The following is a 23,957-nucleotide window of genomic DNA, read 5'->3' on the forward strand; positions in this document are numbered from 1 at the left end:
TGCATGATGGCTCACATGACGCCCCGCTAGCGTCATGCACGAAAGCTAACATCTTTTCCTGCGTTACGTTCCAAGCGCCTCAATCAATCCCGCGAGATCGGCGGGCGGCTCGCTTTCAAACATGAGCGTCTCGCCCGTGACCGGATGCGCGAAACCGAGCGTCGCCGCGTGCAGCGCCTGCCGGTTCAGCGCCTCGAGCGCGGCGCGCGCCGCGTCGGAAAGTCGCGAGGCCTTGGTGCGGTGGCCGGCGCCGTAGACCGCGTCGCCCAGCAGCGGGCTGCCGATCGAGGCGAGATGGACGCGGATCTGGTGGGTGCGCCCGGTCTCGAGCCGGCACTCGATGAGCCCCGCGCCCGCCTCCGGGTAGCGCTCCAGCATCTCCCAGTGGGTGATGGCCTCGCGGCCGTCCTGGCGGATCGCGATCTTCTCGCGGTTCTTCACGCTGCGTCCGAGCGGCGCGTCGATCGTCCCGCGCGGCCGGTCCGGCGGGCTCCAAGCGAGCGCGAGATAGGCGCGGACGAGCGGCCCGGTGCGGCCGTGGTCGGCGAACTGGGCGCTGAGCGACTTGTGCGCGGCGTCTGTCTTGGCCACCACCATCAGGCCGCTGGTGTCCTTGTCGAGCCGGTGCACGATGCCCGGCCGCGCCACCCCGCCGACGCCCGACAGGCTCTTGCCGCAATGGGCGATGAGCGCGTTGACGAGCGTGCCGTCGGCGTGGCCCGCCGCCGGATGGACCACGAGCCCCGCGGGCTTGTCGATGACGATGAGCTGCTCGTCCTCGAACACGACCTCGAGCGGAATGTCCTGCCCGACCGGCTCGGCGGGTTCGGGCGGCGGCACGTCGACGAAGATCTCGCCCGCGTTGATTTTGGCCGAGGGGTCTTCTAGCGTCCGGCCCGCCGCGCTGACCGCGCCCTGGCGCATCAGCGCCTGGATGCGGGCGCGCGACAGATCCGGCAGGCGGCTCGCGAGAAAGCGGTCGATCCGCTCTCCGACGTCCGCCTGTTCCGCCACCACGACGCGGCGGTCGACCGGCTCGTCCAGTTCGAGGAATTCGTCAGCCATGACGGCGCAGCCCCGTTCCCAATCGCCGTCGCTCGACGAGATCGCGGACGACGACGATCCCCGCATCCAGCAGGTCTATCGCCGTCTGCGCGTGCTCACGCTTATCGGCGCCCTCACCATGGGCGTGGGCTTCATGGCCGTGATGTCGGTGATCGCCTATCGGCTCGTCAAGTCCAGCCCCGGCGCGCAGGGGCCGGTCGCCGGCCATCTGTCGATCACGCCGGGCGCGAAAGTGCTGTCGACGGCGGCCGGCGACGGCAAGCTGCTGGTCACGGTCGAGGACGGCGGCCGCATCGTGATCCACGTGCTCGACGCCGCGACGCTGAAGGAGACAGGCCGTCTCGACGTCGCCCCGGGAGGTCCGGCGGCCGCGCCGATGCGATGAAAGCGACGCGCAGACAGCGCGAGACGGTATTTCGCTAGCTCGTTTAATGTATTCGCCTGTAGATTACTAGGAAAATTCCCCTATTATACGTAAAACTACGCATTGCTGATGGATGTTGTCGGCGGATAGCAGATCCGTGACAACATTCATCAGGGCCGCCTCGTGATCCGTCTGCTTCTCGCCGGCATGGCGCTTGTCTCCACCTTGGGCAGCGCCGCTGTTGCTCAAAGCTACCAGGCGTCGCGCGACTTCACTCGCGACAACCCGACCGGCGTCTGGCTGTTCGGCTATGGGACGGCGAGCTCCCGCAGCAGCCTCAAGCCGCTGCCGTTCCAGGAGAATTATCCGGAAGACGGTTTCGACGCGTTCTACACGCGCTACACCGTCAAGCGGGACGGGCCATTTCCCCCGCTCCATCGGGTCGGCGTCGGTCTCGGGCGCAACAGCGTGACGGTTGCTGGCGAAGACTCCGGCGTGCTTGCGCCCAACATGCTCGCCATGCTGTCGAGCCGAAGAGCCGGATCCTCCCCTGACACTTACGACACGATCGTCAGGTTCAAGGCTCCGGAGAGCGGCGTCTACGCCTTCGAAGGCTATTACGCGCTGATCGACGATCAGGCGGATCAAGGTTTCACGCCGCTGATCTATCTCGGCGGGCAGAACCTGTCGCGGGAGGCCTTCGGAAAGACCGGCTTCGTTCTGGCCGGGGAACCGGCGGATCCGGCCGCCCGGAAACTCGGCGCGACGAAAAACTTCAAGTTCAGCCTGAAGATGAAGAAGAACGCTCAGGTGTTCTTCAGCGTCCGGCATGCGACCCGGTACATCTACGCGAATGCGCGAGGCGTCGGTTTCGACGTGCGCGTGACGCCCCAATAGCCGCCGACGCCCTGAAACCGACGGCGCGCGTCCGAACCGCCGCGCCGGCCCCGCGCAGTCGCTCCGGAACCGACCCTTCCATGATCAAGCACCTGATCGGCGCCGCCGTCGCGGCCCTCGTCTCCTCCTCGGCCTTCGCGCAGGAGCCGAGCGACATCGCCAGCCGCGATTTCTCGTACGTCAACCCGAACACGATCTGGAAATACGGCACGGGCGTCGTGACCGACCGCCTCAGCCTGGTCCCGTTCGAGGGGCTCAAGGACAATTGCGAGGGCGCCGAAGCGTTCGACTGCTTCAGCGACGCCTTCGGCGCGCTCGGCGTGAACAGCCGCACCAAGGTCTCGGCGACGGCGACCTATGTGCTTCCGCTCAAGGATCTCATCCTCGTGCCAAAGGACGCCGCCAAGGACGTCATCGTGTCGTTCCGCGCGCCGCGGGCCGGAACCTACGTGTTCACGGGCTACTACCGGCTGCTCGGCGCGGCCCCGACGGGCGTCTCGCCGCGGATCTTCGTCGGCGGCAAGGAAGTGACCGCGGAGGCGTTCGGCGAGACCGCGCCCGTCCTGTCGGGCCCCGGCGGCGACCTGACGGTGAAGAAGGCGGGCCAGACGAAGACCTTCACCTTCACGCGCACGCTCAAGGCCTTCGACTTCGTCTCCTTCGGGCTGAACCCGAACGGCGACCCTGCGGGCGACGCCACCGGCTTCGACGTTTCGGCGACGACGCAGTAAGGGCCTGACGGCGCGCGCTCGCCGCGCGCCGGCCGCAGGCGACGCCCGGGGGACGGGCGAGCGTCTCCGTTGGGGGCGCCGCCTCGCCTATGCCCGGACGAGGCACCGCGCCGACGGGCGCATGGCCTCGCGACGTTCCGGCGTTTCGCCCGACCGCCTGAGCCGCTGGCTCGCGCGCGCCGCGCCGTCCCCACCGATATCGGCGCAGACGATGCGTGAGGAAGCGCTCGCGTCGCCCTCTCTGGCGACGTCCCGCCGCGCCGGAGATGGCGGGGAAAACCCAAACTTATCCGTCGTCGCTAACCAGCCGGCAAGGCTGACGCCCTACACTCGGCGAACTTATTGACCGAACGGTTCGGTCAGACCTTGCCGAGCGCATGGCGACGCTGTAAATGCTCATTGACCGAACGGTTCGGTCAATGACGTTTGCGACGTCGGGACGATCGAACCAAGGGTGGACTGCGACGCCGGCCTGAAGCCGGCGCGGGGGCCAGGAGCCTTGATGTGGCGATAGCTCGGACATCGCAGGCGACGGAAGAGACGCCGCGCCCGCGGCTGATTTCCTCCTCGCCGGACACGACCGCGGAGGTCGCGCCGGATCGGCATGAGGCGGAGACGTCCGAGGCCGAGCCGCAGTCGCGCGCCGCCCCCGAAACCCCCGCCGCGGCGCCTGGCGCCCCCGTCCAGACCCCTGACGCCGCCCCGGCGACCGACGCCGTGAAGCCCAAGCGCGGCCGCGCCAAAAAGCTCGTGCTGTCGGCTGTCCTTCTCGCCGCGCTCGCGGTCGCCGGCTCCTACGGCTACGACTGGTGGATCGACGGTCGTTTCCTGGTCGAGACCGACGACGCCTATGTGGGCGCCGACATGGCGACCATGGCCCCCAAGGTCTCCGGCTACGTGGCTTCGGTCGCGGTGACCCAGAACCAGCGCGTGAAGGCCGGCGACCCGCTCGTGACCCTCGACGCCGCCGACTACCGCCTCGCCCTTCAGGCGGCGGACGGCAAGATCGCGACCCAGCGGGCGACCGTCGCGCGCATCGACCGGCAGGTCGCGGCCTCAGAAGCGCAGATCCTTCAGGCGCGCGCGCAGGTCGACAGCGCGGCCGCCGACCGCGCGCGCGCAGCGGCCGATTTCGAGCGCGCCCAGACGCTCGCCAAGTCCACCTATGGCAGCCGGCAGGCGCTCGACCAGGCGACCGCCGACAAGGCCCGCACGGCCGCCTCGGTCGAGGCCGCGACCGCCGGCGTCACCGCCGCCGAAGCCAACCGCGACGTCCTCGCCGCGCAGAAGGCCGAGGCCGAGCATCTGCTCGACGAGCTCGGGACCGCGCGCGCCCAGCGCCAGCGCGACCTCGACGCGACCGTGATCCGCGCGCCCTTCGACGGGGTCGTGGGCAACAAGGCCGTGCAGGAGGGCGACTACGTCACCCCGGGCAAGCGCGTGATGGCGGTGGTGCCGCTCGACCGCGTCTATGTCGACGCCAACTTCAAGGAGACCCAGCTCGGCGAGATCGAACCCGGATCGAAGGTCCGGCTCTCGGTCGACGCCTATCCGGAGCACGACGTGACGGGCGTCGTGGACAGCCTCGCGCCGGCCTCCGGCGCGCAGTTCTCGCTGCTGCCGCCCGAAAACGCGACCGGCAACTTCACCAAGATCGTCCAGCGCGTGCCCGTGCGCATCCGCGTCGCGCCCGAGGACGTCGCCCGCGGCCGCCTCCGGCCGGGCCTCTCGGTGATCGCCTCGGTCGACACCCGAACCGCGCCGACGGACAGCTCGCAGACGAGCGCCGCCGACGCCCCCTCCAGCGCCGCGCCCTCCCCCGGGCGGCGCTGATCGACCCCCGCGTCCGATTTTCCGAAGATGAGCGGCGGCGCCATGAGCGACCGATCGACCGCCGATCTGGCCCGTGTCCCCCCAGGGCCGGCGGCCGGCTCTTCCTCCGGATCTTCGGGCGCGGGGAACCCTCCGGTCGAACCGCAGGTCACCGCCCGCAGGCTGATCGCGTTCTTCGCGCTCGTCTTCGGGATGTTCATGGCGATCCTGGACATCCAGATCGTCTCGTCCTCGCTCGCCGAGATTCAGGCCGGCCTCTCCGCCAGCCCTGACGAGATCTCCTGGGTCCAGACCAGCTATCTCATCGCCGAAGTCATCATGATCCCGCTCTCCGGGTTCCTGGCGCGCGCGATGTCGACCCGGGTGCTGTTCTCGATCTCGGCCTTGGGCTTCACGCTCGCCTCCGCGCTCTGCGCCACCGCCACGACGCTCCCCGAGATGATCACCTACCGGGCGCTGCAGGGCTTCATCGGCGGCGGCATGATCCCGACGGCGTTCGCGGCCGCCTACACCATCTTCCCGCGCCGCCTGCAGCCCGCGATCATGGCGGTGGTCGGCCTGACCGTGACGCTCGCCCCGACCATCGGCCCGACGGTCGGCGGGTACCTGACCGAGCTCATGTCGTGGCACTGGCTGTTCCTGATCAACATCGTGCCGGGCGCGGCCGCGACGCTGCTCGCCTGGACGCTGGTGGACTTCGACGAGCCCGACTACGCGCTCCTGAAGAAGCTCGACTATGTCGCGCTCGCCGCCATGGCGATGTTTCTCGGCAGCCTCGAATACGTGCTCGAGGAAGGCGCCAAGGACGACTGGTTCCAGGACGCGACCATCCGCACGCTGAGCGTCACGGCGGTCGTCGGCGGGGTTCTGTTCTTCTGGCGCAGCTTCACGGCCGAGACGCCGCTGGTGGACCTGCGGGTCTATCGCGACCGCAACTTCGCGGTCGGCTCGATCCTCACCTTCATCATGGGCATCGGCCTTTATGGCATGACCTATCTCTACCCGGTCTTCCTCGGCCGGGTGCGGGGCTACGACAGCCTTCAGATCGGCGAGACCGTGTTCGTGTCCGGCCTCTTCATGTTCCTCACCGCGCCGGTGGTCGGGATCCTGTCGCGCCGCGTCGATCCCCGCTATCTCATCGCCATGGGGTTCTGCGGCTTCGCGCTCTCCTGCGCGGACCTCACCTGGATCACGCGCGACTGGGCTTTCTGGGAGCTGTTCGTGCCGCAGGCGCTGCGCGGCTGCTCGCTCATGCTCTGCATGGTGCCGATCAACGTGGTGTCGCTCGCCACCATGCCGCCGCCGATGCTGAAGAACGCCTCGGGGCTCTTCAACCTGATGCGCAACCTCGGCGGCGCCTTCGGGCTCGCCTTCATCAACACCTTCCTCAACGAGCGGCAAGACCTCCACATGCTGCGGCTGCGCGAGCACGTGGTGTGGGGCCGGCAGGTCGCCGAGGAGCGGCTTTCCTCCATGACGCAGAGCTTCTCGGGCCGCCTCGGCTCCGACGCGGAGCTCGCCGCGATCAAGCAGCTCGCCAATCAGGTGCGCAGCCAGGGGCTGGTGATGTCCTTCATCGACCTGTTCTGGGCGCTCTCGATCCTGTTCGTCGCGATCGTGATCCTCGTGCCGCTCGTGAAGCGCCCGCAGCTCGGCGCCGCCGCGCCGGCGGGTCATTGAGGCGGGACGGAGCGGCACGAGCGTCATCCCGGGCTTGACCCGGGATCCAGAACCGAGGCCGCGGCAGGAACTGGAGAAAACGCATCGGTTCTGGATCCCGGCTCTCCGGCCGGGATGACGGCGGAGGATCAACAGGCCCACGCGCCTTAGCCGCCTACGGGTTCCTACGGATCTGGACGAACGGCCCCGAAGCGCGCCTCATTGTTGCAGCGCACTCGGGGGAGTTTCGTCGATGAAGCCGATCGGATCCGTCTTCGCCGCCGCGGTTCTGGCCGCGGTCCTCTGGCAGCCCGCCGCGGCGCAGGACGCCGAGGCGCTCGCGGTCGCCCGCGAGCTCGTGGCCGAGACCACGATGGACGGCATGGTGGGCGACATCGTCGCCCGCACCTGGCCCGCCATGGAGCCCGAAATCCGCCGGCAGCTGCCGGACGCGAGCGCGGAGGCGATGAAGGGCTTTCGCGCCGACTATGTGCGCATCGTCACCGAGCGCACCGGCGAATTGATGGCCGAGACGCCCGCGGTCTACGCCCGGCACTACACGGCCGAGGAGCTCCGCCAGCTCGTCGCATTCTACCGCAGCCCGGTGGGCCGCAAGTCGCTCGCCGTGATGCCGGCGATCGTCGGCGACATGGTCAAGATCGCGACCGCCCGGATGCCGATGGTGACCGCGGAGATCAACGAGGCGTTCCGCACGAAGATGCGCAAGAAGGGCGTCGAGATCCCGATCTGAGGCGGCGCTGCAGCGACCGCCGCCGTCATCCCGGCCTTGAGCCGGGATCCATGAACGCGACGCGTCCCGCTTTGTCGCAGGCGTCGCGGTTCTGGACGCCGGCTCTTCGGCCGGCATGACGGCGTTGCGTCGCTTCCGCCCTTACATGTGAATGGCGCGGCCTTCCACGGCGAGCGCGGCTTCCTTGACGGCTTCCGACAGCGTCGGATGCGCGTGGCAGGTGCGGGCGATGTCCTCGCTGGACGAGGAGAACTCCATCGCGACCGCGACTTCGCCGATCAGCGTGCCGGCGTCCGGACCCACGATGTGGACGCCCAGCACCTTGTCGGTCTTGGCGTCCGCAAGGATTTTCACGAAGCCGTCCGTGGTGCCGTTCGCCTTGGCGCGGCCGTTCGCCGTGAAGGGGAACTTGCCGGCCTTGTACTCGACGCCGTCCTTCTTGAGCTCCTCCTCGGTGCGGCCGACCGAGGCGACTTCCGGATAGGTGTAGACGACGTTCGGGATGACCTCGTAGTTCACATGACCGGATTTGCCGGCGAGCGTCTCCGCGATCGCCACGCCCTCGTCCTCGGCCTTGTGGGCGAGCATCGGGCCGACGATGACGTCGCCGATGGCGTAGATCCCGTCGACAGTGGTCTTGAAGTGGCCGTCTGTCTTCACCCGGCCGCGCTCGTCGAGCTCGACGCCGGCCTCCTTGAGGCCGAGGCCTTCGGTGAAGGGCGTGCGGCCGATCGCGACCAGCACGACGTCCGCCTCGATCTCCTCCGCCGCGCCGCCCGCCGCCGGCTCGATCTTGACCTTCAGGCGCTCGCCCGCCTTTTCGGCGCCGGTGACCTTGGAGCCGAGCTTGAACTCCATGCCCTGCTTGGCGAGGATCCGCTGGAACTGTTTTCCGAGCTCGACGTCCATGCCCGGAAGGATGCGGTCGAGGAACTCGACCACCAGGACTTCCGAGCCGAGCCGGCGCCACACCGAGCCGAGCTCGAGCCCGATCACGCCGCCGCCGACGACGACCAGCTTCTTCGGCAGGGTTTTCAGCGCGATCGCGCCGGTGGACGAGACGATCTTGGCCTCGTCGATCTCGAGGCCCTTGAGCTTGGCGACGTCGGAGCCCGTGGCGATCACGATCGCCTTGGTCTCGAGCGTCGTCTTCTCGCCGCTCTCGGGGCTGACCTCGACCTTGCCGGCGCCGAGAATCTTGCCCGTCCCGTGGAAGGCGTCGATCTTGTTCTTCTTGAGCAGGAACTCGACGCCCTTGGTGTTGCCGGCGACGCCCTCGTCCTTGAAGGCCATCATCTGCGAGAGGTCGAGTTCAGGCGCGGGCACCTTGATGCCCATCTTGGCGAAGGCGTGGCCCGCCTCCTCGAACAGCTCCGAGGCGTGCAGCAAGGCCTTGGAGGGGATGCAGCCGACATTGAGGCAGGTGCCGCCATGGGTGGCGCGCTTTTCCACGACCGCCACCTTCAGGCCGAGCTGCGCCGCGCGGATCGCGCAGACGTAGCCGCCGGGTCCGGTGCCGATGACGACGAGATCGTAGGCCATGGGTCTCTTTCGGTTCTTTCTGTCGAGGAATATGCGGCGCGGCTCTTCGGGTCCGCGCCTCATATAGGGTTCAGGGCGTCGGCTTCGCGCCCCCGGGAGGGGCGGAGGCGGGACCGTCGGAGGCAGGCGCGATCGCGCCCGCGTCCCAGCGCGCGAGCACGTCCTTGAGCGCGGCCGAAAGCTTCGGTGGCTGCTCGTTCAGGCCCTCGATCGGCTTCTCCAGAGAGCCTGCATAGTCCGCATAGGTGCGGAGCTCGAAGACGCGCGCGGTCTCGGCGTCGACCTCGCGGCGCGCGCCATAGCGGATCAGGGTCTCGAGCGCCTTCGGCTTGTCGCCGCGCACCGCCTCGAGCGTCAGGGTCTCGCCGGTCTCGGGCGCGAAGGCTTCGGGCGTCGCGACGCCTTCGATGAGCACGGCGCGCAGCGCCGCCTCGTCGTCGCGCTGGATCGCCGCATGGGCCCGGCCGGCGGCCTCGCGCTGCTCCGGCGACATCGCCGCGACGCGGCGCTGCTGCAACGTGCGGCCGTCGCCGTCCTCCAGCACGCCGAAATCGGTGACGAGCGCGAGCGCTTGGCCGCTCTCGTCCTCGCCCCAATAGGTCGCGTAGAAGCCGTCGCCCCAGCCGCTGGAGAACACCGCGACGTTGGCGTCCTCGTCCTTCATGGGCAGGTGCATCGCGTAGTCGTCATTGTTGGCCGCGAGCTCGTCGGCGAGCACGCAGTCGTAATAGTTGTCGCACTTGGTCTCGCGGCCGCGCCAGCGCATCGCCCGCACCGCCTCGTGGTCCATGAAGGAGCCGAGGCCCGCGTCGACGCCATAGCCGAAGATCTCGCCGTCCTTGAGCTTTCGTGCGTCCTGGCCGGGCGTGGTGGCGATCCGCCATCTCGCGATCTTGCCGGGCGCAAGCCGCAGCATCGCGAGCGCGACGCGCTCCTGCGCGAAGAACAGCGTGACCGGATAGCTGCCCGGCGCGACTGTGCGCCCGAACGGCGGATGATCGGGATTGACCAGGGGATCGGCCGCGATGATCCGGCCGGTCGGCGCGACGAGGTCGCCGATGGCCTTGGGCGCGATCATCCGCTCTTTCAGCGCCTCGGCGTCGAGGTCGACGACCGAGAGGTTGGCGGCCTGCGGGCCCTCTGCTGCGACCGCGGCCGCTGTCCCCGCGATGAGGGCGAGCGCGCCGAGCCAAAGTCGGACTGCCAGAAAAACGCTCAGGACGCTGCGATGCATGTTCGCCCCCGATCCCTCGAACCTTGTTCGCCCCTAAGCGCCGCCGGCCTGACGGAAATCGCGCCGCAACGCCTTGGCCTGGATCGCGAAGGTCCAGCGGTTGAGCACGAAGATCGCGATCGACAGGCCGACGAGCCAGGGCAGGATCTGGACGATCCCGTCGAGCGAGCGGCCGAAGTCCTTCAGGTCCACCACCATGACGGCCGCGACCACCACGAGGCCGAGGATCGCCATCACGGTCTGGCGGTCGAGCGTCTTCTTGCGCGCCGCCAGCGCGGCCGCCACGTCCGGCGCGTCGACTTCTGCGTCGGAGCGGGTCAGGCCGAGCCCCCCTGTTCGATGCGCCAGGTGGTGACAACGTCGGGATTGATCACGACCTCGCCCGTCGCTTTCAGCTTGTACTCGCCGGGATGGGCGTGGCCGAACCAGCCGGTCGCGGGCGGCATCACGAGGGTCTCGCCCTTTGAGCCGCCCTCGCACTCGATCGTGATGCCGGCTTGCGGATCCGCCGAGACGATCCGGCCGTGATACTGGCCGCTTCGCTCGCCGTCGCGACCGACGAAGGCGATCCCCACAAGCGCGTATTTGCCGACGAGCCAGTCGGCGGCCGCCTGGTCCCACGGCTCGGGGAACTCGGCCCCGGGCGACGGGACGAAGCGCGGCGGGCCCTCCATCGAGGCGCTCCCCTGCTTAGAGGTCCATCACCAGCCGGGCCGGATCCTCGAGGCTCTCCTTGACGCGGACGAGGAAGGTCACGGCCTCCTTGCCGTCGACGATGCGGTGGTCGTAGCTGAGCGCGAGATACATCATCGGCCGCACCTCGATCTTGCCGCCGATCGCCATCGGCCGCTCCTGGATCTTGTGCATGCCGAGAATGCCGGACTGCGGCGCGTTGAGGATCGGGGTCGACATCAGCGACCCGTAGATGCCGCCGTTCGTGATCGTGAAGGTGCCGCCCTGCATCTCCTCGATGCCGAGCTTGCCGTCGCGGGCGCGCTTGCCGAAGTCGGCGATCGTCTTCTCGACGCCCGCAAGGCCGAGCGTGTCGGCGTCGCGCACCACGGGCACGACGAGGCCGCGGTCAGTGCCGACCGCGATGCCGACATGGTAGTAGTTCTTGAAGATGAGATCGGTGCCGTCGATCTCGGCGTTGACGCTCGGCAGGTCTTTCAGCGCCTGGACCACGGCCTTCACGAAGAAGCCCATGAAGCCGAGCTTCACGCCGTGCTTCTTCTCGAAGGTGTCCTTGTACTTCGACCGAAGCGCCATGACTTCCGTCATGTCGACCTCGTTGAAGGTCGTCAGCATCGCGGCGGTGTTCTGGGCGTCCTTGAGGCGGCGCGCGATGGTCTGGCGCAGCTTCGTCATCCGCACGCGCTCTTCGCGGCTGGCGTCGTCGGCCGGCGACGGCGCGCGGACCTGAGCGGGCGCGCTCGGCGCGGGAGCCGACGGCGCCTTGGCTTGCGCGCTGCCCTGGGCCGAAAGCATGTCGCCCTTGGTCACGCGGCCGTCCTTGCCGGTGCCCTCGACCTTGGCCGGGTCGACGCCGGTCTCTTCGGCGAGGCGGCGGACCGACGGCGCGAGGCCGGCGTCGGCCGGCGCGGATCCGCCGTTCGCCTTCGGCTTGGTCTCGTTCGCGGTGTCGGCGACGGGCTTGGCCGCCTCCTTCGAGCCGGCGGCGGGCTTGGCGTCGTCCTTCTTGGCCGGAGCCGCGCCGGCTCCGCCCTCCTCGATCGAGCCGAGCAGCGCGTCGACGCCGACCGTGTCGCCTTCGTTGGCCTCGATCTGGCCGAGCACGCCGGCGGCCGGCGCCGGAACCTCGAGCGTGACCTTGTCGGTCTCGAGCTCGACCACCGGCTCGTCGGCCTTCACGGCCTCGCCGGGCTTCTTGAACCAGCGGCCGATGGTGGCCTCGGTGACGGATTCGCCGAGCGTCGGAACGCGGATCTCAGTGGCCATCAGCTCGCCCCCTTCGCGCGAAGGGGCCTCCCCTGTTCTTGAAGCGTCGCACCGGCGGCGCAGTCGGGTGCGTCGCCCGGCGGACGACGATCGGATTTTCCGGCCACGTCATAGACGATTTCATTCGAGGCCGGTCAGAAACTTCACGTGACGTCAGCTATGCCGCCGACGCAGCGCGCCAAGGGGCGCGCCGCCGGAACCTGCCCGCCGACGCCAAACGCCCGGCGTCAGCCGAGCGCCTCGTCGAGGAACGCCTGAAGCTGCGCGAGGTGCTTCGACATCAGGCCCGAGGCCGTCGCGGCCGAGGCCGGGCGGCCGGCGTAGCGCGGACGCCGGTTCTCGGCCCCGATGTTGTTCAGCACCCACTCGATGTAGCTCTCGACGAAGAACCAGGAGCCCATGTTGCGGGGCTCCTCCTGGCACCAGACGACCTCGGCGTGCCTGAAGCGCCCGAGCTCGCTGACCGCGGCCTTCACCGGGAACGGATAGATCTGCTCGACGCGCAGCAGGTAGACGTCGTCGATCCCGCGCTTCTCGCGCTCCTCGAGCAGGTCGTAATAGACCTTGCCCGAGCACATCACGACGCGGCGGATCTCGGCGTCCGGCTTCAGCTTGACGACCGAGTTCGGATCGAGCTCGGCGTCGTCCCAGAGCAGGCGGTGGAACGAGGTTCCCTCGTCCATCATCGAGAGCGACGAGGTCGCGCGCTTGTGGCGGAGCAGCGACTTCGGCGTCATCAGGATCAGCGGCTTGCGGAAGTCGCGGACGAGCTGGCGGCGCAGGATGTGGAAGTAGTTCGCCGGCGTGGTGCAGTTGGCGACCTGCATGTTGTCCTCGGCGCACATCTGCAGATAGCGCTCGAGACGGGCCGATGAATGCTCCGGACCCTGGCCCTCATAGCCGTGGGGCAGCAGCATCACGAGGCCCGACATACGCAGCCACTTGCGCTCGCCCGACGACAGGAACTGGTCGACGATGACCTGCGCGCCGTTGGCGAAGTCGCCGAACTGGGCCTCCCACAGAGTGAGGGCGTTCGGCTCGGCGAGCGTGTAGCCGTATTCGAAGCCCAGCACGGCCTCTTCCGAGAGCATCGAGTTGATGACCTCGAAGCGCGCCTGATCCTCCGAGAGATTGGAGAGCGGCGTGAAGCGGCCCTCGTTCTCCTGGTCGGTCAGCACCGAATGGCGCTGGGAGAAGGTGCCGCGCTCGACGTCCTGGCCGGAGAGGCGCACCGGTCTGCCGTCGGTCAGCAGCGACGCGAAGGCGAGCGCCTCGCCCATCGCCCAGTCGATGCCCTCGCCGTCCTCGACCATCTTGCGACGGTTGTCGAGCAGGCGCTTCACCGTGCGGTGGACCGCGAAGTCGTCCGGCGCGGAGGCGATCTTGCGACCGAGCTCCTTCAGGCGCTCGATCGGAACGCCGGTCTTCCCGCGGCGCGGATCGTCATAGTCGCGCGTCGCCTTCAGGCCCGACCAGCGGCCGTCGAGCCAGTCGGCCTTGTTGGGCTTGTAGGCCTGGCCGGACTCGTACTCCGTCTCCATCCGGTCGCGGAACGCCTGGCGCATCTCGTCGACTTCGCCCGGCTTGATGACGCCGCCGTCCAGCAGGCGCTTGGCGTAGCTCTCGAGCGCGGTCGGATGGCTGCGGATGATCTTGTACATCCGCGGCTGGGTGAAGGCCGGCTCGTCGCCTTCGTTGTGGCCGAAGCGCCGGTAGCAGAACATGTCGATGACGACCGGCTTGTGGAACTTCTGCCGGAACTCGGTCGCGATCTTGGCCGCGAAGGTGACGGCCTCGGGGTCGTCGCCGTTCACGTGGAAGATCGGCGCCTCGATCATCTTGGCGACGTCGGACGGATAGGGCGAGGAGCGCGCCATGCGCGGCGCGGTCGTGAAGCCGATCTGGTTGTTGATGATGAAGTGGATCGAGCCGCCGGTCTTGTGGCCGCGCAGGCCCGAGAGGCCGAAGCACTCGGCCACCACGCCCTGGCCCGCGAAGGCCGCGTCGCCATGGATCAGCAGCGGCATCACCTTCACGCGGTCGACGTCGGTGTGCTGGTCCTGCTTGGCGCGCACCTTTCCGAGCACCACCGGATCGACGATCTCGAGGTGGCTGGGGTTGGCGGTCAGCGAGAGATGCACGGTGTTGCCGTCGAACTCGCGGTCCGACGAGGCGCCGAGGTGGTACTTGACGTCGCCCGAGCCCTCGACCTCGTCCGGGGTCCAGGAGCCGCCCTTGAACTCGTGGAAGATCGCGCGGTGCGGCTTGCCGAGCACCTGGGCGAGGATGTTCAGGCGCCCGCGATGGGCCATGCCGAACACGATCTCGCGCACGCCGAGCGCGCCGCCGCGCTTGATGATCTGCTCGAGCGCCGGGACGATGGACTCGCTGCCGTCGAGGCCGAAGCGCTTGGTGCCGGTGTATTTGACGTCGAGGAACTTCTCGAAACCCTCGGCTTCCACCAGCTTGTTGAGAATGGCCTTCTTGCCCTCGTTGGTAAAGGCGACGCCCTTGTCCGGCCCCTCGATGCGCTCCTGGATCCAGGCCTTCTCGGCCGGATCGGAGATGTGCATGAACTCGACGCCGAGCGTGCCGCAATAGGTGCGGCGCAGGATCGCGAGCATCTCGCGGACGGTCGCGTACTCCATGCCGAGCACGTGGTCGATGAAGATCTTTCGGTCCAGATCGGCTTCCGAGAAGCCGTAGGACGCAGGGTCGAGCTCCTCGCGCTCGGGGCGCTTGTCGAGCTTCAACGGGTCGAGGTCGGCGGCGAGATGGCCGCGGATCCGGTAGGCCCGGATCATCATCAGCGCGCGGGTCGAGTCGCGGGTCGCGGCCTGGATCTCGGCCTCGGAGACCGGCGCGCCCTTGGCCGCGGCCTTCGCCTTGACCTTGTCGCCGACCACGACCTCGATCCGGCCCCAGTCGCCGTCGAGCGCGGAGACGAGTTCGCCGTTCGCCGGGATCGGCCAGTTCGGCTTCTCCCAGGACGGGCCTTCGGCGGCGATCTCGACCGCGGCGGCTTCGTCGCCGAGCTCGTCGAAGAACGCCTTCCAGGCCGGATCGACCGAGGAGGGATCCTTCAGGTAGCGCGCCTGCAGATCCTCGACGTAGGCGGCGTTCCCGCCCCAGAGAAAGGATGTGCGCGAGAAACCTTCGTTCGCCGCCTGGCGTGACATGGGAAAAAGCCTTGAGATCGGATCGGTTGCTGGCGTTTCGCGCTGCAATATAGGCGCGGCGCGCTCGGATTAGAACGACGGAAATGCGAAATCAGCGTGGCGCCAAAGTCAGATTGGCTGAAAGCCTGCGTCAATTCGGCTGAATTTAGTCGATTCGAACGCAAAAGGGGACCGGCCTCGCGGCCGATCCCCTTCAAGCACCGACGCTGAGAAGAGCCTCAGCCCTTCAGCAATTCCACGAGCGTCTTGCCGAGGCGCGCGGGCGAAGGCGAGACGCGGATGCCGGCCTTCTCCATGGCTTCGATCTTGTCCTCGGCGCCGCCCTTGCCGCCCGAGATGATCGCGCCGGCATGGCCCATGCGGCGTCCGGGAGGGGCCGTGCGGCCCGCGATGAAGCCGACCGTCGGCTTCTTGCGGCCGCGCTTGGCCTCGTCGGCGAGGAACTGCGCCGCGTCCTCCTCGGCCGAGCCGCCGATCTCGCCGATCATCACGATCGACTCGGTGCGCTCGTCGGCGAGGAACAGCTCGAGCATCGAGATGAACTCGGTGCCCTTGACCGGGTCGCCGCCGATGCCGACCGCGGTGGTCTGGCCAAGGCCCTCCTGCGTGGTCTGGAACACCGCCTCATAGGTCAGCGTGCCGGAGCGCGAGACGACGCCGACATTGCCTCGGCTGAAGATGTTGCCCGGCATGATGCCGATCTTGCACTCGCCGGCGGTGACGACGCCCGGGCAGTTCGGGCCGATGAGGCGCGACTTCGAGCCTTCGAGAGCGCGCTTCACCCGCACCATGTCGAGGACCGGAACGCCCTCGGTGATGCAGACGATCAGCGGGATCTCGGCCGCGATCGCCTCGCAGATCGCGTCGGCCGCGCCTGGCGGCGGAACGTAGACCACGGAGGCGTCGGCGCCGGTGGCCTCGCGGGCTTCAGCCACGGTGTCGAACACCGGCAGGTCGAGATGGGTCTGGCCGCCTTTGCCCGGGGCCACGCCGCCGACCATCTTGGTGCCGTAAGCCACCGCCTGGGTCGAATGGAAGGTGCCGTTCTTGCCGGTGAAGCCCTGGCAAATGACCTTGGTGTTCGCGTCGATCAGGATGGACATCGGCTCAGTTCCCCTTCACGGCCGCGACGATTTTCTGGGCAGCGTCGTCGAGGTCGTCGGCCGGCAGCACGTTCAGGCCGCTCTCGGCGATGATCTTCTTGCCTTCTTCGACGTTGGTGCCCTCAAGCCGCACCACCAGCGGCACAGAGAGGCCGACCGCCTTCACGGCCGCGATCACGCCATTGGCGATCACGTCGCACTTCATGATGCCGCCGAAGATGTTGACCAGAATGCCCTTCACCTGCGGGTCGGCGGTGATGATCTTGAACGCCGCCGTGACCTTCTCTTCCGAAGCGCCGCCGCCGACGTCGAGGAAGTTCGCCGGCTCTTCGCCGTAGAGCTTGATGATGTCGAGGGTCGCCATCGCGAGGCCCGCGCCGTTCACCATGCAGCCGATCGTGCCGTCGAGCGCGATGTAGGCGAGGTCATACTTGGACGCCTCGATCTCCTTCTCGTCCTCTTCGGTGAGGTCGCGGAGCTCGGCGAGTTCGGGGTGGCGATAGAGGGCGTTGGAGTCGAACGAGACCTTGGCGTCCAGCACCCGGATCTTGTCGTCCTTGGTGACGATCAGCGGGTTGATCTCGAGCATCGACATGTCGAGGCCGACAAAGGCCGCGTAGAGCTGGTCGACGAGCTTGGCGGCCTGCTTGGCGAGGTCGCCCTTGAGCTCGAGCGCCTGCGCGATCGAACGCCCGTGATGCGGCATGACGCCGGTGGCGGGGTCGACGGTGAAAGTGTGGATCTTCTCGGGCGTGTCGTGCGCCACGTCCTCGATGTTCATGCCGCCTTCGGTCGAGACCACGAAGGCCACATGGCCGCTCTCGCGGTCGACCAGCGCCGAGAGATAGAACTCCTTGGCGATGTCGGAGCCTTCCTCGACGTAGAGGCGGTTGACCTGCTTGCCGGCGGCGCCGGTCTGCACGGTCACCAGCGTCTTGCCGAACATCTGGCCAATGAATTCCTTGGCCTCCTCGCGCGACTTCGCGAGGCGCACGCCGCCCTTCTCGCCGGCGTCGGCTTCCTTGAACTTGCCCTTGCCGCGGCCGCCCGCATGGATCTGGGACTTCACCACCCAGACCGGGCCGGGGAGGCCGGCGAGCGCCTGATCGGCGTCGGCGGCCGAGAGGATCGGGAAGCCGACAGGCACCGGCGCGCCGAATTTACCCAAGAGGGCCTTCGCCTGGTATTCGTGAATGTTCATCTCGCTTCCCTCATGGGCGTCCCGAAACACCGGCGGCCGGCCGCGGACGTGATGGATGAAGAACTTTGGTCGAACGGGGCCCTAGCGTCCGGCGAAGAGCCGGTCAACGCCGACCGCAATGAGACTTGCGACGAAGTAGAAGACCGGAAGGCCCAATCCGGCCACGACGAGCAGCATGAACGTCGAGGCGGCGAACTCGCCATAGGCGGCCGGAGAAGCGGCCCCGAAGGCTCCGATCAGAAGCGCCGCGCCCGCGCACGTTGTCGCGAGCGCGCCTGAGCCGAGCGCGATCCAGTCGACCGCGCGCCGCGCGGGACCGTTGTCGCCGCGCGGCGCCTCGGGCCAGTGCGCGAGGCCGTTCAGGACGTCGAGCAGGTCGCCGATCGCCACGACGCCTCCCGTGGATCGAGAGAGGAGGCGCGGCGCGCGCCCATTCGGAGACGCGCCGCAGCCTTCGCGCGTTTTTACTTGCCGAGGTTCGGGGCGATCGACTTGCAGACCTCGATCAGGCCCTTCACGGCGCCGACCGACTTTTCGAACTCGGCCTTCTCCGCGCCGTTCAATTCGATCTCGACGATCTTCTCGACGCCGCCGGCGCCGATGACCACCGGCACGCCGACATAAATGTCGCTCTGACCGTACTGGCCGGTGAGATGCGCGGCGCAGGGCAGCACGCGCTTCTTGTCCTTGAGGTAGCTCTCGGCCATCGCGATCGCCGAGGCCGCAGGCGCATAGAACGCCGAACCGGTCTTGAGCAGCGCCACGATCTCGGCGCCGCCGTCGCGGGTGCGCTGGACGATCTTGTCGAGCTTCTCCTGGGTGGTCCAACCCATCTTCACGAGATCCGGCAGCGGGATGCCGGCGACGGTGGAGTAGCGGGTGAGCGGCACCATGGTGTCGCCGTGGCCGCCCAGCACGAAGGCGGTGACGTCCTCGACCGAGACGCCGAACTCTTCGGCCAGGAAGTAGCGGAAGCGCGACGAGTCCAGCACGCCCGCCATGCCCACGACCTTCTCGGCCGGCAGGCCCGAGGCCTGCTGCAGCGCCCACACCATGGCGTCGAGCGGGTTGGTGATGCAGATCACGAAGGCGTCCGGGGCGTATTTCGCGATGCCGGCGCCGACCTGCTCCATCACCTTCAGGTTCGTGCCGATGAGGTCGTCGCGGCTCATGCCGGGCTTGCGCGGCACGCCGGCGGTGACGATCACCACGTCGGCGCCGGAAAGATCCTCGTAGGACGAGGTGCCCTTGAGCTTGGCGTCGAAGCCGTCGACCGGCGAGGACTCGGCGAGGTCGAGCGACTTGCCCTGCGGCACGCCGTCGACGATGTCGAACATCACCACGTCGCCGAGCTCCTTCAGGCCGACGAGATGGGCGAGCGTGCCGCCGATCTGGCCAGCGCCCACGAGTCCGATCTTGCTGCGCGCCATTGGTCCTCTTCCTTCAAATTCTAAGGCTGAGCGGGGCCTTGTCGCGGCCCGGGACGAGAGGCGTTTCGACTAGCCCGATCGAAGACGCCGTTCAAGACATGGAGGCCGCGAATCGCGGTTTCGGTCCGTTGCGCCGCACAAATGGGTTGATCTCAGGTCTCGACCAGTCCCGTGGTTTGGCCGCTCGCGGCGCTCGAGCCCTGGCCGTGGGGGCGCGACAGCCACTCGTCGGAGCCCATTTCGGCCAGCCGCGAGGCGGTGCGCACGAAGCCGAAGGCCTCGTAGCCTTCAGACCCCGTCCAGATGCCGTCCCGCCCGGTCTCTGCGGATGCCGCGAGCTTGACGTTGCGCTCGTAGAGCGCGTCGATCAGCGTCATGAAGCGGCGAGCCTCGTTGCGGCGGGTCTCGTCGAGCTTCGGCACGCGGTCGAGCACCAGCGTGTGGTAGCGCCGCGCGATGGCGAGGAAGTCGCCGGGCCCCAGCGGCTTCGCGCAAAGATCGTCGAAGCTCGCCCGCGCGACGCCGTTGGCGGCGAGCGGAATCGCGATCTTGCGGCCTGCGACCTCGATCGTCTCGGGCGAGCCCTTTTCGCCTGCGAGCGCGAGGAAGATCTCGCCGAGCGCGGTCTCGGCCGCGGCGTCCGGCGGCGTCAGCCAGACCTTTCGGTCGCCGAGCTTCTCGCGCCGGAAATCCGTGCGCGCGTCGAGCCGGAACACGTCGAGGCGCTGCTCCAGCATCTTGATGAAGGGCAGGAACAGCGAGCGGTTGAGGCCGTCCTTGTAGAGGTTTTCGGGCGGCACGTTCGAGGTCGCCACCACCACCACGTCGCGCTCGAACAGACGCTCGAACAGACGGCCGAGGATCATGGCGTCGGCGATGTCGGTGACGTGGAACTCGTCGAAGCAGAGCAGCGAGGCCTGTTTGGCGATGGCGTCGCCGACGCCCGGGATGACGTCGCCCGAGCCCTTGCCGGACTTCGCCTCCTGCCGCGCCGCATGGATGCGGGCGTGGACGTCCTGCATGAAGTCGTGGAAATGCGCGCGGCGCTTGGCCTCGACCGGGGCGCTTGCGAAGAACAGGTCCATCAGCCGCGTCTTGCCGCGCCCGACCTCGCCCCAGACGTAGAGGCCCTTCGGCGCGGGCGCGTTGGACCGGCCGAACAGCCAGCCGAGCGGACCGCGGCGGTCGCCGACGCGCTCGCGCAGGGTCTTCTCGAGGGCGTCGAGGCGGGCGGCGAGCCTCGCCTGACCGGGATCGGGATCGAGCGCGCCCGAGCGGACGAGCGCCTCGTAGCGCTTGAGCGTGGCGTCTGTCATCGGCGCTCGCTAGGGATCCCGCGGGGGAGGAGCGGGCCGGCGCCTGATGCGGAAAAGGGCTTTCCGCTGCGCCGCGAATGCGCTTAGCAGAGCCTCCCGCGGCGCGTCAAAGACGGGCGGCCATGCGCGGAGCGCGCGTCACGGCTGCGTCATCGCAAGCCCGGCGCGGGAACGGCGGGCGGGGACGGCGCGTTTCCCGGCGTCGAACAGCGGAGATCGAAGCCGATGAAGATCCTCATTGCGAGCCTTGCGCTCGCCGCCGCAGGTCTATGGGCGTCGGCCCCGCAGGCGAAGGCCGAGTCGACCTATTGGCAGGACCGCTGGGAAGGCCGCGGCTACTACGACCCGCAAGCCTATCCGCGCCATCGCCGCGACCATGTCGACATCCGCGTCCGGAAGCGCGCCCGCGCGGAGGCCTATGGCTCCGAGCCCTTCGCCAAGCGCAGCTACAACGGGCCGGTCTATCAGAGCCAGGAAGAGGTCCAGCAGTCGGTCTACGACTTCTCCACCGGCGGCTTCGGCAACATCAAGTCCTATCGCTGACGCCAAGGGTTCGCCGCAGACGCGTTGCGGGCGGCAAGGCGACGGGCGATGCTGTCCCGATGATCCTTCGCGCGCTCACGCTGCTCGCATTCCTGGCCGTGTTCGCGGTCCAGCCGAACTGCTGCGCGCACGCCTCGCCGGCCGCCGCCGACCCCGCTGCGACTCACCAAGGTCATGAATACGGGCGCGAGGAGGCCGACTCCGGACGCGACGCGCACGCCATGCATGGCGACGCCGCTCAGCCTCCGGCGGGCGACGCCGTCCACCCCCCGGCGACCGCGGCCTGCGTCATGTCGCTTGGCCTCTCGGCCGCGACCGAGACCATGGCGGCTCCGGAGATCACGGGGCTTTCGACCGAGGCGAGGTCGGCCCTGACCGCAGAAGGCGTCTTTCACGGCCCCTCAGCGCCGCCGCCAAAGACCGCGTGACGCCAGGCGCCGACCGGCGCCGCCTCGCCCACTCGATCTTTGATTTTCAAACGGAACACCCGAATGCGTCACGTCACGCGCGGCCTTGCGGCCGCATGCCTTCTCGCGCTCGCAAGCGCGGCCTCCGCCCAGCAGGCCGGCCACGACCACGGAGCGATGGATCACTCGGCCCATGGCGGGGCCGACGCCTCGCCTTCGACCAAGGCCTTCGAGGAGGCGGCCTCCGCCATGCACGGCTCGATGCGCCAGACCTACACCGGAGACGCCGACCGGGACTTTCTCGCCGGCATGATCCCGCACCACCAGGGCGCGATCGACATGGCCCGGGTCGTCCTGCGCTACGGCAAGGATCCGGCGGTCCGGAAACTGGCGCAGGAGATCGTCGCCGCGCAGGAGCGCGAGATCGCCGACATGCGGCGTATGCTCGAGGCCCATGGCGGGGCCCCCACGGCGAAATGAGCCTGCGGAGCCTGCGGCGGACGCTTGCCGCAGGCTCCGCGTTCCTAAAGAGGATCCGATGGCCGAGTTCTGCACGGTGACGACCACGACGGACGATCGCGCGGCGGCCGAACGCATCGCGCGCGCCGCGGTGGAGCGGCGGCTCGGCGCCTGCGCCCGGATCTATCCGGCGACAAGCCTCTATCGGTGGAAGGGCGCGATCGAGACCGCGGAGGAGACCGTGCTCGAGATCAAGACCACGGCGGCCCGGCGCGACGGCCTCGAGGCGCTGATCCTCGAGCTCCACCCCTACGAGCTGCCCGAGATCGTGGTCCACCCGATCGTGGACGGATCGGAGGCTTATCTGGCCTGGCTGTCCGAGGAGACCGGCGCGGGCTCGGGGTGAGCGCTGAGCGGCTTCGGCACGCGGGTTCCCCAGGCGATGTGGGCCCAGCCGCGCTCGTGGAAATAATAGAGGATGATCTTGGTCACGACCTCGGCCGAGGCGATCGAGCCGGCGGCCTTGAGCGACCCGGTGAAGATGTAGCCGAGCAGCAGCGTGTCGAGCGAGCCGAGCACGCGCCAGCTGATCGTCTTGGCGAGCGAACGCGCCGGTGACGCGCTCGCCGTGGTGATGAGTTCTGTCACGTCGGAAAACTCCCGGTCGCGGAGACGCGTCGGCCTATGGCCCGGACATGGCCGCCATGTCCACCCGGCGCGTCAGAGGCCGCTGGTTTGCGCCGCGGATTAAAGCTTTGCTCAGACTCTTCGCGTTTTCTTGAGACCGCCCGAGGCTCTCGCGTTGTTTCCGGTTCTGCTGTTGCGGAAAAGACGCAAGCGCCCCGCCGCTCATGTTGCGTATCGAGTGGAGTTTCGCCTTGTCAGGACGACCGTCGGCGGCTTCGCTCCGCGCCCTCGCCGTGATGGCGATCGCCTCGATCGGCCTTGCGGGCTGCGCCCAGAAGGTGACGGTCACCAAGGTGCGGCTGAGCGAGCGCGAATGCCTCGCCCGCGCGATGTATTTCGAATCGAACCGCTCAAGCGACGCCGGCATGCTGGCGGTCGGCACGGTCGTGATGAACCGCCACAAGTCCGGCAAATACGGCGCGACGGTGTGCGAGGTCGTGGGCGCGCCGCGCCAGTTCGCCCCTGGAGTGCTGACCCGGCCGATGCTCGACAAGGGCGCGCCGCGCGCCCGCCGCATGGCCGACGTCGTGCTCGCGGGCAAGCGCCATCCGGGCGTCCAGAACGCGCAGTTCTTCCACACGGCCGGTTACAAGTTCCCCTACAACAACATGCGTTACGTGCTGGTCGCGGGCGGCAACGCCTTCTACGACAAGACCAAGCCGCCGAAGACCTGGTACGGCGGCGAAGGCCGCTGGGGCCCGCCGCCCGCGCCCGACGAACGCGTCGACGGCGTGATGGTGGCCAAGGTCGACATCATCCACGACGAGCCGCAGCCCGAGGTGCGCACGGTCGCGGCCGCGCCGCGCAGGGCCGAGGTCCAGGTCGCCGACGCCCGTCCGGCCCGCGCCGAGGGCGGAGCTTATGGCGGCGTGCCGACCTATGAGCCGCTTCCGGGGCAGCGCTCGGCCCGCGTCCGCGAAACGCAGGTCGCGGCCCTCGAGCGCCCGATCCCGGCGCGCCCGGTCGCCCGCGCGCAGATCCAGGAAGACAACGGCCTGCGCGAGGAAGATCGCTGGCGCGACCAGGAGCTCGCCGAGGACGCCGGCCGCCAGCCCGCCTCCGACGTCGACTGGCGCGAGCGCCGCGACTCGGGCGTCGAGAGCGCGCCGCTGCCCGTCATCGAGACGCGCCCCGACCCGGCCCCGCGCCGCCAGACCCGCGTCGCCTCGCGCGACGACTACGGCTATGGCGCGCCCGCGCCGCAGGCCGAGGCTTACGAGCCGCGCCCGGCGCCCGCCCGCCGTCAGGTCTCGGCCCGCCAGCAGCCGGTCGCGGCCGATCCCGCGGCCATGGGCTGGCACGCCGGCCCGCAGCCCGTGCGCATGGGCGAGGGTTATGACGCAGCGCCCGCGCCGCAGGGCGGCTCGCAAGGCGAGATGGACGGCTACCAACCGCTGTCGCGCGTCGGCGAGGAGGCGATGTCGGCCCCGCCGGTCCGCCGCGCTCCGGCCCGCTCCGCCCAACGCTCCTATGGCGGGGCGACGCTGGAGCAGGACCGCTACGGCTATCGGTGAGGTCGGACCTCGACAGGGCTTCAGCTGGCTGAACCGAACTGCGTGCTTCGAGACGCCCGCGAAGAGCGGGCTCCTCAGCATGA

24 protein-coding genes are annotated in these 23,957 nt (G+C 68.8%); 11 read left to right on the forward strand and 13 right to left on the reverse strand.

Translation table 11 applies throughout. The annotated features are described in order from the left end of the window. Nucleotides 1–63: 63 nt before the first annotated feature. Nucleotides 64–1,065 carry an RluA family pseudouridine synthase gene (locus ACFOWB_RS03450; RefSeq protein ID WP_261401309.1) on the reverse strand — a complete coding sequence of 334 codons (1,002 nt, stop codon included), beginning with the start codon at nt 1,063–1,065 and terminating at the stop codon, nt 64–66. Here ACFOWB_RS03450 and ACFOWB_RS03455 point away from each other — a divergent pair. The 6 genes from ACFOWB_RS03455 (at nt 1,064) to ACFOWB_RS03480 (ending at nt 7,300) form a co-directional block, all read left to right on the forward strand. Next, nucleotides 1,064–1,450, forward strand: coding sequence for a DUF6476 family protein (locus tag ACFOWB_RS03455; protein WP_261401308.1), 387 nt, complete (start codon nt 1,064–1,066; stop codon nt 1,448–1,450). The genes ACFOWB_RS03450 and ACFOWB_RS03455 overlap by 2 nt on opposite strands. Nucleotides 1,451–1,612: 162 nt before the next feature. After that, nucleotides 1,613–2,326 carry a hypothetical protein gene (locus ACFOWB_RS03460; protein WP_261401307.1) on the forward strand — a complete coding sequence of 238 codons (714 nt, stop codon included), beginning with the start codon at nt 1,613–1,615 and terminating at the stop codon, nt 2,324–2,326. Nucleotides 2,327–2,406: 80 nt separating this feature from the next. After that, entirely contained in the window at nt 2,407–3,057 is a 651-nt protein-coding gene (locus tag ACFOWB_RS03465) for a hypothetical protein (protein WP_261401306.1), read from the forward strand. A gap of 504 nt (nt 3,058–3,561) precedes the next feature. Continuing rightward, nucleotides 3,562–4,890 carry an HlyD family secretion protein gene (locus tag ACFOWB_RS03470; RefSeq protein ID WP_261401305.1) on the forward strand — a complete coding sequence of 443 codons (1,329 nt, stop codon included), beginning with the start codon at nt 3,562–3,564 and terminating at the stop codon, nt 4,888–4,890. Between the two features lie 42 nt (nt 4,891–4,932). After that, the gene (locus ACFOWB_RS03475) at nt 4,933–6,570 is read left to right on the forward strand and encodes a DHA2 family efflux MFS transporter permease subunit (RefSeq protein ID WP_378145700.1); all 1,638 of its coding nucleotides are present in this window, start codon (nt 4,933–4,935) and stop codon (nt 6,568–6,570) included. 232 nt (nt 6,571–6,802) lie between these two features. Beyond that, entirely contained in the window at nt 6,803–7,300 is a 498-nt protein-coding gene (locus tag ACFOWB_RS03480; protein WP_261401304.1) for a DUF2059 domain-containing protein, read from the forward strand. Nucleotides 7,301–7,441: 141 nt separating this feature from the next. Here the strand turns inward: ACFOWB_RS03480 and lpdA are convergent, their stop codons facing one another. The 11 genes from lpdA to zapE all read right to left on the reverse strand — a co-directional run bounded on the left by lpdA (nt 7,442) and on the right by zapE (nt 20,264). After that, complete coding sequence (lpdA, locus tag ACFOWB_RS03485) at nt 7,442–8,842, reverse strand: dihydrolipoyl dehydrogenase (protein WP_378145703.1); 1,401 nt, start codon at nt 8,840–8,842, stop codon at nt 7,442–7,444. Nucleotides 8,843–8,912: 70 nt separating this feature from the next. Then, entirely contained in the window at nt 8,913–10,076 is a 1,164-nt protein-coding gene (locus tag ACFOWB_RS03490; protein ID WP_378145705.1) for a DUF4241 domain-containing protein, read from the reverse strand. 33 nt (nt 10,077–10,109) lie between these two features. Beyond that, on the reverse strand, nt 10,110–10,361 hold the full coding sequence (locus tag ACFOWB_RS03495) for a hypothetical protein (protein ID WP_261401302.1): 252 nt from the start codon (nt 10,359–10,361) through the stop codon (nt 10,110–10,112). A gap of 32 nt (nt 10,362–10,393) precedes the next feature. Further along, nucleotides 10,394–10,750, reverse strand: coding sequence for a hypothetical protein (locus ACFOWB_RS03500; protein ID WP_261401301.1), 357 nt, complete (start codon nt 10,748–10,750; stop codon nt 10,394–10,396). Between the two features lie 16 nt (nt 10,751–10,766). Then, nucleotides 10,767–12,035 (reverse strand): 2-oxoglutarate dehydrogenase complex dihydrolipoyllysine-residue succinyltransferase, encoded by a 1,269-nt coding sequence (odhB, locus tag ACFOWB_RS03505; RefSeq protein WP_378145708.1) that lies wholly within the window; start codon nt 12,033–12,035, stop codon nt 10,767–10,769. Nucleotides 12,036–12,262: 227 nt separating this feature from the next. Continuing rightward, nucleotides 12,263–15,214 carry a 2-oxoglutarate dehydrogenase E1 component gene (locus ACFOWB_RS03510; protein ID WP_261401299.1) on the reverse strand — a complete coding sequence of 984 codons (2,952 nt, stop codon included), beginning with the start codon at nt 15,212–15,214 and terminating at the stop codon, nt 12,263–12,265. 218 nt (nt 15,215–15,432) lie between these two features. After that, nucleotides 15,433–16,317 carry a succinate--CoA ligase subunit alpha gene (gene sucD / locus ACFOWB_RS03515; RefSeq protein ID WP_261401298.1) on the reverse strand — a complete coding sequence of 295 codons (885 nt, stop codon included), beginning with the start codon at nt 16,315–16,317 and terminating at the stop codon, nt 15,433–15,435. A 4-nt stretch (nt 16,318–16,321) separates the two neighbouring features. Then, complete coding sequence (gene sucC, locus ACFOWB_RS03520) at nt 16,322–17,518, reverse strand: ADP-forming succinate--CoA ligase subunit beta (protein ID WP_378145711.1); 1,197 nt, start codon at nt 17,516–17,518, stop codon at nt 16,322–16,324. Nucleotides 17,519–17,599: 81 nt separating this feature from the next. Then, on the reverse strand, nt 17,600–17,908 hold the full coding sequence (locus ACFOWB_RS03525) for a hypothetical protein (protein ID WP_261401296.1): 309 nt from the start codon (nt 17,906–17,908) through the stop codon (nt 17,600–17,602). A gap of 74 nt (nt 17,909–17,982) precedes the next feature. After that, complete coding sequence (gene mdh / locus ACFOWB_RS03530; RefSeq protein WP_378145713.1) at nt 17,983–18,948, reverse strand: malate dehydrogenase; 966 nt, start codon at nt 18,946–18,948, stop codon at nt 17,983–17,985. A gap of 152 nt (nt 18,949–19,100) precedes the next feature. Continuing rightward, entirely contained in the window at nt 19,101–20,264 is a 1,164-nt protein-coding gene (gene zapE, locus ACFOWB_RS03535; RefSeq protein WP_261401295.1) for a cell division protein ZapE, read from the reverse strand. Nucleotides 20,265–20,489: 225 nt separating this feature from the next. On the opposite strand from zapE, the gene ACFOWB_RS03540 reads away from it, so the two are divergent. From ACFOWB_RS03540 to cutA, 4 genes are all read left to right on the forward strand, one after another. After that, nucleotides 20,490–20,807, forward strand: a complete 318-nt coding sequence (locus tag ACFOWB_RS03540; protein WP_261401294.1) for a hypothetical protein — start codon at nt 20,490–20,492, stop codon at nt 20,805–20,807. Nucleotides 20,808–20,866: 59 nt separating this feature from the next. After that, on the forward strand, nt 20,867–21,235 hold the full coding sequence (locus ACFOWB_RS03545; protein ID WP_261401293.1) for a hypothetical protein: 369 nt from the start codon (nt 20,867–20,869) through the stop codon (nt 21,233–21,235). Nucleotides 21,236–21,298: 63 nt separating this feature from the next. Further along, complete coding sequence (copM, locus tag ACFOWB_RS03550) at nt 21,299–21,694, forward strand: CopM family metallochaperone (protein WP_261401292.1); 396 nt, start codon at nt 21,299–21,301, stop codon at nt 21,692–21,694. 58 nt (nt 21,695–21,752) lie between these two features. Then, nucleotides 21,753–22,079 (forward strand): divalent-cation tolerance protein CutA, encoded by a 327-nt coding sequence (cutA, locus tag ACFOWB_RS03555; protein WP_261401291.1) that lies wholly within the window; start codon nt 21,753–21,755, stop codon nt 22,077–22,079. Here cutA and ACFOWB_RS03560 read toward each other — a convergent pair. Further along, nucleotides 22,034–22,321, reverse strand: a complete 288-nt coding sequence (locus ACFOWB_RS03560) for a DUF2061 domain-containing protein (RefSeq protein ID WP_261401290.1) — start codon at nt 22,319–22,321, stop codon at nt 22,034–22,036. The genes cutA and ACFOWB_RS03560 overlap by 46 nt on opposite strands. 230 nt (nt 22,322–22,551) lie before the next feature. Between ACFOWB_RS03560 and ACFOWB_RS03565 the strand changes: the two genes are divergently transcribed. After that, nucleotides 22,552–23,874, forward strand: a complete 1,323-nt coding sequence (locus tag ACFOWB_RS03565) for a cell wall hydrolase (protein ID WP_378145719.1) — start codon at nt 22,552–22,554, stop codon at nt 23,872–23,874. Nucleotides 23,875–23,957: the final 83 nt, after the last annotated feature.

It is taken from the genome of Chenggangzhangella methanolivorans, from assembly GCF_042648545.1.
Taxonomy (GTDB): domain Bacteria; phylum Pseudomonadota; class Alphaproteobacteria; order Rhizobiales; family Methylopilaceae; genus Methylopila; species Methylopila methanolivorans.